Genomic DNA, 14645 nt, shown 5'->3' with positions numbered 1-14645 from the left:
TATGAATGTTAGAATGATTCTAGTTAGCTAATAAAAATGGAATTTGGCCAATATATTTCGTTTTTGGCCAATAAAATGATAAATTAGCCAATATATTGGTATTTCGGCCAATAAAACAGCCGTTTACCGGAGGAGAGACGTGATGAAATTTCATTTTGTGCCAATCTCATTCGAAACTGCACAGGAAATTGAAGATTGGGACTATGAGGGGAAGTTTGCGGACCTTTATATGACCCCTTACTTCATATCTGGTGAGAAAAATGGTGTTTTCACAGGCCCTGGTGGCTGCGATGGCTTTGTCGCGATGCATGAAGGGACTGTTTCAGGTTTATTTGAGTTTACGATCGTCGATGGAGGATTAGAAATCGGACTTGCTTTAGCTCCTGATTTAGTGGGAAAGGGATTAGGTCCCGATTTCGTCAAGCAGGGCATTGCTTTCGGTTTAAAGCAATATGAAGGTTTGAACGATTTTATCCAGTTAGAAGTGGCTGCCGCAAACAAACCGGCCATGCGCGTGTATGAGAAGGTAGGATTTGTGAAGACAAACCAGTCCGCAGATCAGATTGAAATGAAGCTGGAAGTAAAGCGGGAGCTTTAATACTGGTATCAAAAAACTACGATCTATAAGTACATAATCGCCTCACGCTGCTTCGCCCCATTCAAGCATTATCGAATGGGGCGATTCGTTGTGTTTCGGAAAATGGGGAGAGGGATTGTCTCCTTGATTTGAGCGATAGAACGGAGGGGATGCGGTATGCCGATTCGTAACTAGCGTAGTTAGCTAGGCTAAGGTGGTCGGCCGTTGCTTGTATGGACCAATTCCGTAGTTCCGTTAAATGTTTTAACCTCATATAAAACGCGAGCTATAGAAACTTTTTACATAGATTAGCTTAAACAAATAAAAGCTTCTATAAAAAGGTACGCCTATTAAGTACAAAAGCCTTGAACTATTTCATGAAGTAATTATAATGGGGAATGTTGATACGCGTTACACGAACTATTTCAAGTGATGGAAATGTTATTTATGAATAAATACTAGGGGGAACCATCCCCTCGCTAGAAGCAGAGAAAGGGTGAATTTCAGGCTTATCTGTAGAGAAATTGGTGCAGTTTGTGAAACCACCTTTTGCCGGAATTTTAACACGACAGTTCGATAGATTAGAAGACGAAGTAGAAGAAGGAGAATCATCATGCCGACAACTATGACCAACACAAGAACCGAATCCGATTTTTTGGGAGAGAAGGAAGTTCCGATTGATGCTTATTATGGCATTCAAACGCTGCGCGCCGTGGAGAACTTTCCGATCACGGGCTATCGCATCCACGAAGAATTGATCAAAGGGTTCGCCATGGTGAAGAAAGCGGCGGCGCTCGCCAACATGGAAGTGAAGCATCTGTATGCTGGAATCGGAAACGCAATCGTTGAAGCAGCGGATGAATTGATGGAAGGAAAGATGCATGATCACATCATCGTCGACCCGATCCAGGGAGGCGCTGGAACTTCCATCAACATGAACGTAAACGAGGTCATCGCGAACCGCGCGATTGAATTGTTAGGCGAAGAAAAAGGGAACTATATTGCTTGTAGCCCGAACACCCATGTGAATATGTCACAGTCAACAAACGACTCGTTTCCAACAGCTATCCATCTATCCGTCTTAAATATGATGGAGCAGTTGCTAAGCACAATGGAAGACATGCATGCCGCTTTCGAACAAAAAGCAGAAGAGTTTAACCACATTATTAAAATGGGACGCACCCATCTTCAGGATGCCGTGCCGATTCGACTTGGTCAGGAGTTTCAAGCTTACAGTCGCGTGATTGCGCGCGATATGAAAAGGATCAAACAATCTCGTCAGCATTTATATGAGTTGAACATGGGCGCAACGGCAGTAGGAACGGGACTGAATGCCGATCCGCGCTATATTGAATTCGTCGTCAAAGAACTAGCGGAAATTAGCGGTCTACCACTCGTAGGAGCGGAAGATATGGTCGACGCCAGGCAAAATACCGACGCCTACACCGAAGTTTCTGGCGTGTTAAAAGTGTGTATGATGAACATGTCAAAAATCGCAAATGACCTAAGGCTAATGGCGTCCGGACCACGAGCGGGATTAGGCGAAATCAGCTTGCCAGCAAGACAGCCCGGATCTTCGATTATGCCTGGTAAAGTGAATCCCGTCTTACCCGAAGTTATTAACCAGGTCGCTTTCCAGGTAATCGGAAACGACAACACCATCTGCCTCGCTTCAGAAGCAGGTCAGCTCGAATTAAACGTCATGGAACCCGTGCTCGTCTTCAATTTGCTTCAATCACTCAGCATCATGAAGAACACGTTCCGCACGTTCACAGACAACTGCCTAAAAGGCATCGAAGCAAACGAAGACCGACTAAATGAGTACGTCGAAAAAAGCGTCGGCGTCCTAACCGCAGTAAACCCGCACATCGGCTATGAAGTAGCCGCAAGAATCGCCAGAGAAGCAATCCTAAGCGGCGCCTCAATCCGAGAGCTTTGCTTGAAGTACGATGTGCTCACAGAAGAAGAACTAAACTTAATCTTAGATCCGTACGAGATGACCCACCCAGGAATCGCTGGTGTGTCGTTGTTTGATCGAGAATAGGGAAAAGCCGTACTTAGCGCTCGCGCGAGGTGCGGCTTTTTTGTAGTGGTGATGGAGGGCGGGGGGATGAGAACTTGTGGGTGGGAGGGTAGTTAGGTTGGGGGGCGGTGGTTAGAATGATTCTAGTTGGCTAATAAAATGGGGTTTTGGCCAATATAGCTGGTATTGGACAATAAACTGTCCAGCCCACAGTCATGAACCAACATTTTTCTTTAAATAGCTCTCAAACAGCAAATCAATTAAGAGCATTAACGTCGATCGTGCGGTGATGTCATAACCTCCGAACTTCACTTTTCCAACCGTCATGCTGAGGTTAGTTATTACCATTCGCCCGAGCGTGGAATCAGATGAATTTGTGATCGCTGCTGTATCAACGACCATAAAGGAAAGCTTTTCAGCAGCGTGAATGAGCGTTTTTGTTTCGCCGCTTGTTGAGATAAAAAAGACAAGGTCATCGGGTTTGACCATATTCGGTAGCAAGTCGATCATATGTGATTCATATGTATAATGCGTTTGTTTGTTCGTTTGCATAAGTAATTTACTGAAGTATTCGGCCATCATTTTTGATAAACCTACACCAACAACTATAACCCTGGAAGCTCTTGCAACTTTCTCGCTTAGTCGATCGAGTTCATCTAGTTGAATGGTTTCGAAGGCCTGGATAAAACTCTCTTTATAGTTTTCTACCGGATGATCGTTTAGCATCCTTTCTTTCTCATCACTACTCTTCAAACGGTACTTCAGTTCTGAAAATCCCTCTAACCCTAGCTTGTGAGACATGCGGACGATCGTCGTTGTACTCACATTATTCACTTTTGCTATTTTAGTGAGGGAGAGGTTTTTCGCTTCGGTTAAATGCTGGTCAATGTAATAAAGTACCTGCTTCTCAGTAGGTGTTAGTTGTGCGAGGTGATTCCCAAATTGATCAATGATCTGTCCCATAATAAACTCCTCTTTTACGTGTATGCTAGGTCAAGTATAGCATGAGCTTTCATGAGTCTGTACAATTGTACAGACTATGTACATAAACAACCAATCATTCTATGGTACAACATAACTATAACAACTTGTAAGTGTTTTCAACACAAGAAAGTTAGGAGTGAATGGGATATGGAACTAAAGAATATGACAGATTCAAATTTAATTATGTTCGATGTGGAAGCAGATCACAAAGAGCAAGTCATTAAACAACTCACATCAACATTATTTAAAGAAGGCTATTTAGAATCAGAGCAGCCATTTTTGGAAGCGGTTTTACAAAGAGAGGATGTATCACCAACAGGAATGGAGAGAGGCCTTGCGATTCCACACGGCAAATCAACTGTTGTTAAAAAAGCCGTCTTTGCCGTGGCGAGGTTAACAACCCCTCTCGACGATTGGGCAAGCATTGATCCTACGAACAAAGTGCAACTGATCTTCTTGATTGCGATTCCAGAGAGCGAAGCGGGAACCACGCATCTAAAAGTATTGTCTACGCTAAGTACGAATTTAATGCGTGAGGGATACCTTGAACGTCTGATGGCTTCGGAATCAAAGAAGGAATTTCTAGACGGTCTCGATCTGGAAGAAAAGGAAGAAACAAAAGGTGATCAGGCATATACAAAAACCGTTGTGGCGGTCACTGCTTGTGCCACAGGAATTGCTCATACGTACATGGCAGCAGAAGCACTTGAAAAGGCCGGGCGTGAACTTGGTGTGAACGTCCTAGTTGAAAAGCAAGGCGCAAACGGGATCGAGGATGCCCTAACAGCGTCTGTTATTGAAAAAGCAGACGCCGTGATTTTAGCAACGGATATAGCTCCTAAACAAAAAGAACGATTTGCTGGGAAACCGTATGTGCAAACACGTGTAGCTGAACCGCTTAGACGCGGAAAAGAAATGATTCAAAAAGCGTTAACGAATCCAGACGGCGTTGTTGAGAAAAACGAATCAGACGACGCAGCAGTCCCTTCTTCTCAGAGTGGCGGTGGATTTCTAAAAGACACTGTTCAAGCGGTTATGACAGGGATCTCTTACATGATTCCAGTCATTGTTGCAGCAGGGTTAATGATGGGGATTGCGAAGCTTGGAGCCATGCCATTTGGTCTTGTGAATGAGTTAGGCGATCCGAAATACGCGACTCATTCAAATGAACTCTTCGTCATCCTGCACCATCTCGATCTATTTGGCGGATTAATCTTTAAATTCATGTATCCGATCTTTGCTGCTTTTGTTGCGTATTCATTAGCTGACCGTGTTGGATTAGTATCCGGGTTTATTGGAGGAGCCTTTGCTGGTGGACTTCATTACCCTTTTTGGGGTATTGCAGACGGCATACCTTCTGGCTTCTTAGGTGCATTAATTCTCGGTCTAGCTGCAGGGTATATTTCACGATTCTTAAATCAGAAGATTCAACTTAGTAAAAACTTCCAGGCGATGAAACCGATGTTTCTGATCCCTGCAATCAGTGTATTATCCATCTTCTTTTTAAACTTCTACATTGTTGACCCTGTGTTTGGTGGGTTGAACGTCGTCTTGCGTACTTGGATCGAATCAGCTCAAGGCACGGGCGATGTTGTTCTGGCATCGATTATTGCTGCAGCGACAGCGTTTGACCTTGGTGGCCCAATTAATAAAGCAGCCGGTGCGATCGCGATTGGTCTCGCAGCGGATGAAGTTTATCCATTAACGGCACGTGTACTAGCGATTGTTATCCCACCAATCGGACTTGGTTTAGCAACGGTTATTGATAAATATGTTGTGGGACGTCGCGTTTTTGAAGCAGATCTTCGTGTCGCTGGGAACACCGCTTTATTACTAGGTTTTATTGCCATTAGTGAAGGGGCAATTCCATTTATGCTTCGGAATCCGCTTATCACGATACCGATCAACATTATCGGCGCGATTCTTGGCGCTAGTACAGCCGTTTTATTAGGCGCAGTGCAATGGCTGCCGCTACCCGCTTTCTGGGGATGGCCGCTCGTTGAAAATCTGTGGGCTTACTTGCTAGGACTTATCGTTGGTGCAGCCTTTATCGCATTCGTGAACATATTTGTTCGCTTTACGATTTTGAAGAAAAAAGAAAGTCACGCTTAAAATAAATACAGGGGCACATCTTGCAAAGGGGTGACCCCTCTTTCTATTAACGAGGCATCCTTGGAGGGAAACCGAATGAAGCAGAAAAAAGTATACGTCGTCCCACACTCACATTGGGACCGTGAATGGTATTTCACAATAGAAGATTCGAACTTGTTGCTAGTTGAAAATATGGACCGTCTCATGGACGTCATGGAAAAGGATCCCAACTATACAGGCTATGTGTTCGATGCGCAATCGTCTATTCTTGATGAATATTTAAAAATCCGTCCTGAAGAGAAAGAGCGTCTTGCGAGCTTAATCCAGAACAAGCGGATATTTGTTGGTCCCTGGTATACTCAGGCAGATTCGCTTTTAGTTAATAAAGAGTCGCTCATCCGGAACTTACTATATGGTACGCGCATTGCCGAAAAGATGGGGCACAGCATGAACATTGGTTATCTCCCAGATATCTTCGGGCAAAACACGTACTTACCATCAATTTTTAACGAGTTCGGCATCGATTACAGCATTCTGCAGCGCGGTATTTATACCGATCAGCTAAAAGGTGATCTGAATTTCACATGGAAATCTCCTGATGGAAAAAGTGTGAAAGCCAATAACACTTACTTTGGGTATGGACCAGGAAAATTCTTGTCAGATGAACAGGATTATATGGAAGAACGACTGCTTCCCATTTTAGATAAAATTTCTGCTATGAACAAAAGCACGGATAACTTGTTACTCCCAGCGGGAGGCGATCAGGTTCTTATTCGGGAACAATTCCCTGAAACCGTAAAGGCGTTGAACGAAAAGGATGAGAAACATGAGTACATCCTTTCAGATTATGAAACGTTCATGAACGAAACGTTCCATGAAGCGGATCGCTTCACGAATGAGATTGAAGGCGAGCTCATCGCAACGCAAAAATCACGTATTCACAACACGATCCGTTCACAGCGGTATGACATTAAGAAGCTAAATGATATCGCAGAAAAGAAGTTGATTCATGAGCTAGAGCCGCTTGGAAGTATTGCCAGCACACTCGGATTACGTTATCCAAACGTGTGGCTTGATGAAATGTGGAAGATGCTCTTCGATGTGCATGCCCACGATAGCATCGGCGGCTGTAATTCGGATGATACGAATCAGGAAATCGTCAATCGATTGACGAAAGTGATTCGCATGGCGAATGGGTGCTTGAATTTATTGAAAAAGCAAATCACGGAAGCGATTAGCGGTAACCTGAATAACGATAGCATTTTGGTTCTGTTCCAGCTACTTCCTACTCCATTCGAAGGGTCACAAACGGCGATCTTGTTTACAAGAGAAAAGGCGTTTTCCGTCAAAGATTTGGAAGGGAATACCGTTGAGATGGACAACCTGAATCAGGACTATATGAGCGGTGGAAAGACGATCGTCGTAACAGCTGAAGGCGAAAAGCAAGTAGAAGCGCCGGGGTATTACCGAAATGAAGTACTGCTACAGAACCTTGAGTTGCCTGCAATGGGGTATCAAACGTATGAAGTTGTTGAAGACGTTGAAGCGAGTAGTGAAAAGCCAGGTCAGGTGGACAAAACGAAGATCGAAAATGATCATCTGGCTATTTTCGTAGAGGATGAGTCCTTGAAGCTCGCAATGAAATCAAGCGGACAAATCATTCCTGACTTCTTGACGTTCGAGAACGTAGCGGATGCAGGGGACTCGTACGATTTCTCTCCATTAAAAGGGGACGAGCCGATCTACAGTCGTGTTCAATCCGTCAATGTGAGTGCTAAAAAGGGTGTGCAAATGATGAACGTCGAGCACGAGCTTCATGTACCTGCAAACCTGAAAGAGCGCGAATCCGGCATGCGGACGAAAGAGCTCGTCATTCTTTCCACGTTCGAGTTGCGTACGGGAGAAAATTTCCTTCGGGTGACACACAATGTAAACAATGACGTAAAAGATCATCGTGTTAGAGTATTGCTCCAAACGTCGCTAGATCAACCAGAGCATTCATTCGGTGATCAGGGCTTTAGCTTCATCCAGCGCCCGACTGTTAATCCTTACATGGCGAGCTGGAAAGAGCAAAAGTTCGCGGAAGCACCAGTGCCGATTTATCCGCTTGAAAATATCGCGGGCGCAACAGATAGCAAGCTAACCGCTGCGGTTGTAACGAAGGGAATCAAAGAATATCAGCTAATTAAAGAGACAGGCGAACTTGCGTTAACATTATTTAGAAGTGTCGGGCTACTTGGTCGAGATGACCTAGAATGGCGCCCGGGGAGAGCATCAGGGATTAACAACAAAGTCGTCTACACACCTGACGCGCAGATGCAGGGTGAGATGACGTTTGATTACGCGGTTCACTTTTCGGAAAGTTATGATGAGCGCGCACTATTTAAAACAATCGATCGCTACAATGATCATGCGGTAAGCTATCAAAAACAAACGCTAAACACGTTTGAAGAAAGATTGGATCGTTTCGAAATTCCATACCCTGTTATGTCACTACCAACATCGTTCAGTTTGATGCAATCATCGAACGAGAATGTTTTCTTCAGTTCCATGAAACAAGCACATGATGATCGGACAATCATAATCAGGCTCTTTAATCCAAGAACTCAAGAACAGAAGGTCCAATTACTTGGTGAGCACGTTCAATCGATAACACAAACGACATTGGATGAGAAAAATGGCATCGAAATGAACGAAGATGTCACAGTCCCATCAAAAGGATACGTGACCTTGAAACTGACGACAAAGGTGGATGTTCAATGAGCTTTTTAAACAAGGTCGAGAATCTGTTAACGACGATTTACGGTGAAGACTACACACCATCATACAAAGAAGAGCTAATGAAAATTGTCCAAGCATGGAAACAAAAAGCTTGGAAAGAGTCGGCCCCACTTTCCGAGAAAAACGTCTACCTCATCATGTATGGCGATGCGATTCGAGAGGAAGGGCAGCCTACTTTAAAAACGTTAAACAAGTTTATTCAGGAAAATGCAAAAGAAGAAATCACAGACGTGCATCTCCTCCCGATGTTTCCTTACACGTCTGATGACGGGTTTTCTGTTGTCGATTACCGTGAAATTCATCCAGAGCTTGGGGACTGGTCGGATGTCGAAAGACTTTCGCACAATTACCGCCTCATGTTTGATTTTGTGACAAATCATATGTCGAAGTCGAGTGAATGGTTCCAGAAGTATTTAAAAGAAGATCCGGAGTATAAGCATTATTTCATTCCGAAGGACGATACGTTCGATACGTCTCAAGTTGTTCGTCCGCGAACTTTGCCCCTTTTTCATGAATACGAAGGAGGAAAAACGGCCTGGACAACGTTCAGTGAAGATCAGGTCGATGTAAACTTCAAGCATTTCCCGGCTTTACTTGAGATGTCGAATATTCTCTTAGAATACGCCTACCGTGGCGGCACAAGCATTAGGCTTGATGCGATCGGCTTTATGTGGAAGGAATCTGGCACAACGTGTATCCACTTGCCACAAACGCACGCAATCATTCAACTATGGCGAGCAATTTTAGAAGAGCTGAAGTTAAATACGCTGCTGATTACAGAAACAAATGTGCCTCACCAGGAGAACATTAGCTATTTTGGTGATGGAGAGAACGAGGCACATATGGTGTATCAATTTTCCTTACCTCCGCTCGTCTTGCATACGTTATCGACCTATAACACAAAGACGCTGACGGATTGGGCAAAAACAATCGATAAAGTCTCAGACAAAGCGACTTATTTCAACTTCCTTGCCAGTCACGATGGGATCGGCATGCGCCCAACCGAGGGTATTTTAACGGAAGCAGAACGAAATGTCCTTGCTGATAAGGTGATAGAGAATGGTGGACGGGTTTCGTACAAAAGCAACCCGGATGGCACCCAATCGCCATATGAACTCAACATCAACTACATGGACGCACTCGTCAATCCTGAAGAAACTGAGGAAGATACAAAGGTTCAAAAAATGCTTGCCGCTCACTCAATTTTGTTCTCGTTCATGGGCGTACCAGCGATTTATTATCATTCTCTACTAGGTTCAGAGAATGATCAAGAAGGTCTAGAAACTTCAGGCATCAATCGCCGAATTAATCGTGAGAAGTTCCAGTATGATGAGCTCGTTCAGCAGTTAGAATCTTCTCCAAGACGAAAGAACGTGTTTCATGGTCTGAAAAAGTTAATCCGTACGCGTCAGAAGGAGTCCGCTTTTTCTCCTTTCGCAGATCAGGAAATCTTGCCAATCAATGAACAGGTCTTTTCGTTAATTCGTAGAAATAACGAAACAAACGAATCGATTCTTTTTATCGTAAATTCATGTAACGAAGAAGTCGACCTCGACCTTCCATACGGTGGGTACGATCTCATCAGTGAAGAATTGGTGGAGGGGGATGTTACGTTAGCTCCATATCAATTTATGTGGATCAAACAATTAAAGTAGGTGAAGTCTTTGAAAATCGTCATCGCACCCGATTCATTTAAAGAAAGTTTATCAGCACTAGACGTTTGTCAGGCGGTGGAAGCGGGTTTACAGAAAGCATTTCCGCAAGCGACCTATATACACCTTCCAATCGGAGACGGCGGGGAAGGGACCGTTCAATCAGTAGTGGATGCGACAAATGGCTCAATCATTCCCATTAAGGTAAAAGGTCCGCTTGGCACTAATGTTGATGCTTTCTACGGTTTAACTGGAGAAGGAAAGACCGCGATAATCGAAATGGCCGCCGCTTCTGGACTGCATCTGGTGCCACGTGATGAACGTAACCCACTGATCACCTCAACGTACGGAACCGGTCAGCTCATAAAAAATGCGCTAGACCAAGGTGTGGAGCGTATCGTTCTCGGTCTCGGAGGATCGGCAACAAACGACGGGGGAGCAGGGATGGTGCAGGCACTAGGCGCGAAACTAGTTGATCAAAATAACGAAGAGCTCTCTCCAGGCGGACAAGCGCTCAGTGAGCTCGCATCGATTGATGTCTCTAATTTGGATCCGCGATTAAAGACCGTTCAAATCGAAGCGGCGTGCGATGTGACGAATCCTTTAACAGGATCATCAGGAGCATCAGCCATATTTGGTCCGCAAAAAGGCGCAAACCCAGCAATGGCTGACGAACTTGATCGCAGCCTTGCGCATTATGCTAAAGTCATCGAAAAGGACCTTGGAAAAGCAGTGACGCACATAAGCGGCGCCGGAGCTGCAGGAGGTCTCGGCGCGGGGATTGTGGCATTTCTAAAAGGAGAGCTCCGGAGCGGGATTAATCTTGTTCTCGATGTGATTCAGTTTGAAGACTGTATCAGTGGAGCGGACCTTCTCCTAACAGGTGAAGGCCGGATCGATTCGCAAACGGTTCACGGAAAAGCCCCGGTCGGTGTTGCAAAGCGAGGGAAAGCTTTGAACGCTGCTCTTCCGGTCATCGCGATCGCTGGCAGTTTGGGTGATGGCTATGAAACTGTTTTTGATCATGGCATTGATGCTGTCTTCAGCGTGATGAATGGTGTGATGACGTTAGAAGAGGCGTTGGAAAATGGTGCTGTGAATATGGAGAAAACGCTTGAGAATATCGGGCGTTTGGTGAAGGTTAGTCGGATGATAGAGATGTAAGAATAAGGGCCGGTGTTTGTCTTCGAAAGTGGAGACAGATGCCGGTTTTATTGTATTGAAGGAGGTTGTGGAAGGGGGAGTGGTAATTGTGGAATTAGAATGATTCTAGTTAGCCAATAAAGAGCGGTTCTCTCCTATCACGAGGGTATTCTTGCTCAGTAATCGCACGTTTCAACCAGGCACGCCTTCTTAATTTCGGGAAACCCCTCACCTAACCCGATACTTCCCACTGAAAAATCGTTTTCGATCCCAGCGGAAAATTCAGCTTCTCCACCATTAATCGTACCATCCACGTTCAATCCACCCATTTCACTTTGATAAACATTAGTGAATTCAACTGACTTGATATCCTCGTAATTGTTCATAAGGAAGCTTTCAACAGATTTTCTAGCTTTTGTTTTTGTTCCATCATCATAATCGTCACTACAGCCTGCTACAAGGAGAAGGAGTGTGCCAAGCAAAATGATTTGGTTTTTCATAGAGTCACCTCATAGCCATTCTTAGTAATCACAAACTCTTTCTTCACAACCCTTTTTCCGAGGGGGAAAATCATCGCTTCGAATGGCTAACCCGGCGACTGTAAGATCGTCTTCGAGGTTGATGGTGAAATCCTCCCCCTGATTCACCGTACCATCAATCGCCATGCCGCCCATTTCATTTTGGTAGACGTTTGTGATTGTAACGGATTGGATCTCTTTAAAGTTGCTCTCGATGTAATTTTGTGTGGAAGCCTCCGCTTTAGCGATGGTTTCTTCATCATACGTTTCTTGGGAAGATCCCCAACTACACCCACCGAGAACAATTAAAATAAGAAGCACCATAAAAAGTCGTTTTAACAAAAAATCACCTCGCGATCAGGAAAGGGAAGACGCGCTTTTTTCGTCACGTTAATAGTCACAAATGTTCTCCAGACACGCTTCTTTCTTCTCGGGAAAATTCTCACTCTGGATCGACATAACTGAAATCGTCAAATCATTATTTAACATCACTGAAAAAGCCTCTCCATTTGCTTTACCCTCAAGCTCAAAACTTCCCATCTCTCCCTGATAGGGATCCTTCAGCGTGATCTGTTCAATGCTCTCATAATTATTTTCTATATAGCTTGTCACGCTCGCTTTCGCTTCTTTGATCGTTTCCTCGTCATATTCCTCTTTCTGAATCATGCTACATCCCGTATGTAAAAGAAGTGTTAATGCCAAAAGAGAAAGGGGCCATTTCAATAAAATCACTTCCTTAAAAAGTACTAAACTATCATTTTGAGACTAGATATTAACCTATTTTTCCAGCTGTCCATAGTCACACGAGTGCTCCAGGCACGCTTTTTTCCGCTCGGGAAATCCCTCGCCCTTCCCGATTCCTCCGACCGTGTAATCTTCATTTATCCCAATATTAAATGTGGTCTCCCCATTGACCGTTCCTTCTAGAACAAGCCCGCCCATTGGGGCAGAAGGGGAGTTGTTAAATTCTACGCTTTCAACGTTTTGAAAGTTAGCCTTTAGATAGCGCTCCACGCTCGCTTCCGCTTTGTCGATTTGTTCTGGATCTTGCTCCACACCACAACCGATTAGGATCGTAAACGATAGGAATAAGACAATTCTTTTCATTCACTATGCTCCTTACTAGAAATGTTAGGAAACGCTTATTCATAATCACAAACGGTATCCCGACATTCTTCTTTTACGTCAGGAAATCCTTCCGTCTCACCAACGCTTTTCACCTTGAACGTTTCCGAATCGAGGCTCGCTGAAAATTCAGCGCCATTGACCGTTCCGTTTATCATTAAACCTTCCATCGGATCACTCGTATCATCGCTGAACGTCATTATTTCAACGTCTTCATAATTATGGCGCAAATAGCTTTCTACGCTCTCTCTTGCTTTTTCAATCGTTTGTTTATCAACCGTTTCTGATGAAGATATGGCGTTACATCCTAATAAAAAGATTAAAAGGAAGATGCCAATAGTACGTTTCAAAAAAACACCTCCCTGTTAAAGAATATAATGACAACTTAGTCATCACAAACTTTCTCCTTACACGCTGGTTTCTCTACAGGGAAACCCGTTCCTTCGCTGATCGCGATCACCTTTAACGAGTTGTCCATATCCAATGAGAACACAGCCTCACCATTTACTTTTCCTCGAATCACAAGCCCACCCATAGGGCTACTATGATCGTCACTAAAAGTGACCTCATCCACGTTTTCATAATTCGCTCTTACAAAATGTTCCGCTTCTTTCTCTGCTTGTAAAATGAATTCTTCCGAGTACTCATTGCTACCAGTAGAGAATAGACTACACCCGCTAAGGAAAAGGGCGAGCATGATAAAAATTGGTGCTTTCCATTGCATGATGATCACCTCTCGTGAACGGCGGTTAGAAGTTGCCCCACCACTGTTAGAATCATTCTAGTTAGCTAATAAAATGAGGATTTGGCCAATATATCGCGAGTTTGGCCAATAAAGAGGATGACACTCTGTATCAGAGGGGAGACGCCTAGATTAATATGCACATATCTGCTTTTTACAAGCATCTTTCTTCTCCGGAAAATTCTTTCCTCGACTAACTCCAGTAATTTCAAACCGTTCATCCATCGCAATTGTAAATTCCGCTTCTCCATTTACCGTTCCTTCAACGGTTATGCCATCCATTGGATTGTTGGGATCCTCAACAAACGTGACTTCACTTACATTTTGATAATTATTTTTCAAATAACTTTCCGCTTTCTCTTTTGCCTTTTCTAATATTTCATCATCAGTAGAGTTTACACTACAGCCTGATAAGAGGACTAATAATGAGATAAGACAGATGTAGACGCTTTTCAATGAAATCATATCCTCACATATTGAATTCGCTAAAAGGTTCGGTCACTCACAAATCTGTTCTTTACACGCTTCTTTCATATTAGGGAAATCCTCTCCTGGAGCTAAATGCCCAATTGAAAAATCACTTCGAACCCCAGCTGTAAATTCAGCCTCCCCGTCATTAATCGTTCCCTCAATCGTTAAACCACCCATTTCACTTTCATAGGAACTGGTTATCTCAACGGATCCGATATCTTCATAGTTATGAGCAATAAAACGTTCAACCGATTTCTTTGCCTTATCGATTGTTTCCTTATCATAGTCGTTTCCCTGTGAGAAAAAAACGCAAGCCCCTAATAGAATGGAGAGGGTGAAGAATAAAAATAATCGTTTATAAAAGGGAACCACCTCATTTTGGTTCACGTTGTTAATAGATTGGTAGTGATGAAAAACGCTGAATCTAATTATACCAAATAAAGGTAGAGAATGAAGAGATCGTATGAGACGCTTAATAGGGAGTAAACGAAACAGAAAGAAGCCGTTTGTGAGTTAACGGCTAGTGACAGGCACTCGC

At 43.8% G+C, this 14645-nt stretch carries 15 protein-coding genes; 6 read left to right on the top strand and 9 right to left on the bottom strand.

The genetic code is table 11. The features are described from left to right. The first annotated feature begins 142 nt into the window (after positions 1-142). Both ABVF21_RS08435 and aspA read left to right on the top strand, forming a co-directional pair. Positions 143-598 carry a GNAT family N-acetyltransferase gene (locus ABVF21_RS08435; protein WP_371017993.1) on the top strand — a complete coding sequence of 152 codons (456 nt, stop codon included), beginning with the start codon at positions 143-145 and terminating at the stop codon, positions 596-598. A 592-nt stretch (positions 599-1190) separates the two neighbouring features. Further along, positions 1191-2621 carry an aspartate ammonia-lyase gene (gene aspA / locus ABVF21_RS08430; RefSeq protein WP_371017992.1) on the top strand — a complete coding sequence of 477 codons (1431 nt, stop codon included), beginning with the start codon at positions 1191-1193 and terminating at the stop codon, positions 2619-2621. A 192-nt stretch (positions 2622-2813) separates the two neighbouring features. On the opposite strand, the gene ABVF21_RS08425 is transcribed toward aspA, so the two are convergent. Beyond that, positions 2814-3563: a MurR/RpiR family transcriptional regulator gene (locus tag ABVF21_RS08425; protein WP_194220728.1), complete on the bottom strand. Its 750-nt coding sequence runs from the start codon at positions 3561-3563 to the stop codon at positions 2814-2816. Between the two features lie 168 nt (positions 3564-3731). On the opposite strand from ABVF21_RS08425, the gene ABVF21_RS08420 reads away from it, so the two are divergent. The 4 genes from ABVF21_RS08420 (at position 3732) to ABVF21_RS08405 (ending at position 11272) form a co-directional block, all read left to right on the top strand. After that, complete coding sequence (locus tag ABVF21_RS08420; RefSeq protein ID WP_371017991.1) at positions 3732-5696, top strand: fructose-specific PTS transporter subunit EIIC; 1965 nt, start codon at positions 3732-3734, stop codon at positions 5694-5696. A 75-nt stretch (positions 5697-5771) separates the two neighbouring features. Next, positions 5772-8438 (top strand): glycoside hydrolase family 38 C-terminal domain-containing protein, encoded by a 2667-nt coding sequence (locus tag ABVF21_RS08415; protein WP_194220730.1) that lies wholly within the window; start codon positions 5772-5774, stop codon positions 8436-8438. Then, complete coding sequence (locus ABVF21_RS08410; RefSeq protein ID WP_194220731.1) at positions 8435-10111, top strand: alpha-amylase family glycosyl hydrolase; 1677 nt, start codon at positions 8435-8437, stop codon at positions 10109-10111. Before ABVF21_RS08415 ends, ABVF21_RS08410 begins: the two co-directional genes overlap by 4 nt. A gap of 9 nt (positions 10112-10120) precedes the next feature. Next, the gene (locus ABVF21_RS08405; RefSeq protein WP_194220732.1) at positions 10121-11272 is read left to right on the top strand and encodes a glycerate kinase; all 1152 of its coding nucleotides are present in this window, start codon (positions 10121-10123) and stop codon (positions 11270-11272) included. A gap of 155 nt (positions 11273-11427) precedes the next feature. On the opposite strand, the gene ABVF21_RS08400 is transcribed toward ABVF21_RS08405, so the two are convergent. From ABVF21_RS08400 to ABVF21_RS08365, 8 genes are all read right to left on the bottom strand, one after another. Further along, positions 11428-11751 carry a DUF1433 domain-containing protein gene (locus ABVF21_RS08400; RefSeq protein ID WP_194220733.1) on the bottom strand — a complete coding sequence of 108 codons (324 nt, stop codon included), beginning with the start codon at positions 11749-11751 and terminating at the stop codon, positions 11428-11430. A 21-nt stretch (positions 11752-11772) separates the two neighbouring features. Continuing rightward, positions 11773-12111 (bottom strand): hypothetical protein, encoded by a 339-nt coding sequence (locus ABVF21_RS08395; RefSeq protein WP_303529742.1) that lies wholly within the window; start codon positions 12109-12111, stop codon positions 11773-11775. Between the two features lie 48 nt (positions 12112-12159). Beyond that, positions 12160-12435 carry a hypothetical protein gene (locus ABVF21_RS08390; protein ID WP_371017990.1) on the bottom strand — a complete coding sequence of 92 codons (276 nt, stop codon included), beginning with the start codon at positions 12433-12435 and terminating at the stop codon, positions 12160-12162. Positions 12436-12546: 111 nt separating this feature from the next. After that, positions 12547-12876 carry a DUF1433 domain-containing protein gene (locus tag ABVF21_RS08385; protein ID WP_371017989.1) on the bottom strand — a complete coding sequence of 110 codons (330 nt, stop codon included), beginning with the start codon at positions 12874-12876 and terminating at the stop codon, positions 12547-12549. Positions 12877-12911: 35 nt separating this feature from the next. Then, complete coding sequence (locus tag ABVF21_RS08380; RefSeq protein ID WP_371017988.1) at positions 12912-13244, bottom strand: hypothetical protein; 333 nt, start codon at positions 13242-13244, stop codon at positions 12912-12914. 35 nt (positions 13245-13279) lie between these two features. Then, complete coding sequence (locus ABVF21_RS08375; RefSeq protein WP_371017987.1) at positions 13280-13618, bottom strand: hypothetical protein; 339 nt, start codon at positions 13616-13618, stop codon at positions 13280-13282. A gap of 150 nt (positions 13619-13768) precedes the next feature. Continuing rightward, on the bottom strand, positions 13769-14092 hold the full coding sequence (locus ABVF21_RS08370) for a DUF1433 domain-containing protein (RefSeq protein WP_371017986.1): 324 nt from the start codon (positions 14090-14092) through the stop codon (positions 13769-13771). 42 nt (positions 14093-14134) lie between these two features. Next, on the bottom strand, positions 14135-14479 hold the full coding sequence (locus ABVF21_RS08365; protein WP_371017985.1) for a DUF1433 domain-containing protein: 345 nt from the start codon (positions 14477-14479) through the stop codon (positions 14135-14137). Positions 14480-14645 lie beyond the last annotated feature (166 nt).

This window comes from Pseudalkalibacillus sp. JSM 102089 (assembly GCF_041366475.1).
Lineage (GTDB): Bacteria > Bacillota > Bacilli > Bacillales > Guptibacillaceae > Guptibacillus > Guptibacillus hwajinpoensis_B.
This window is presented reverse-complemented; position numbering and strand designations above follow the sequence as displayed.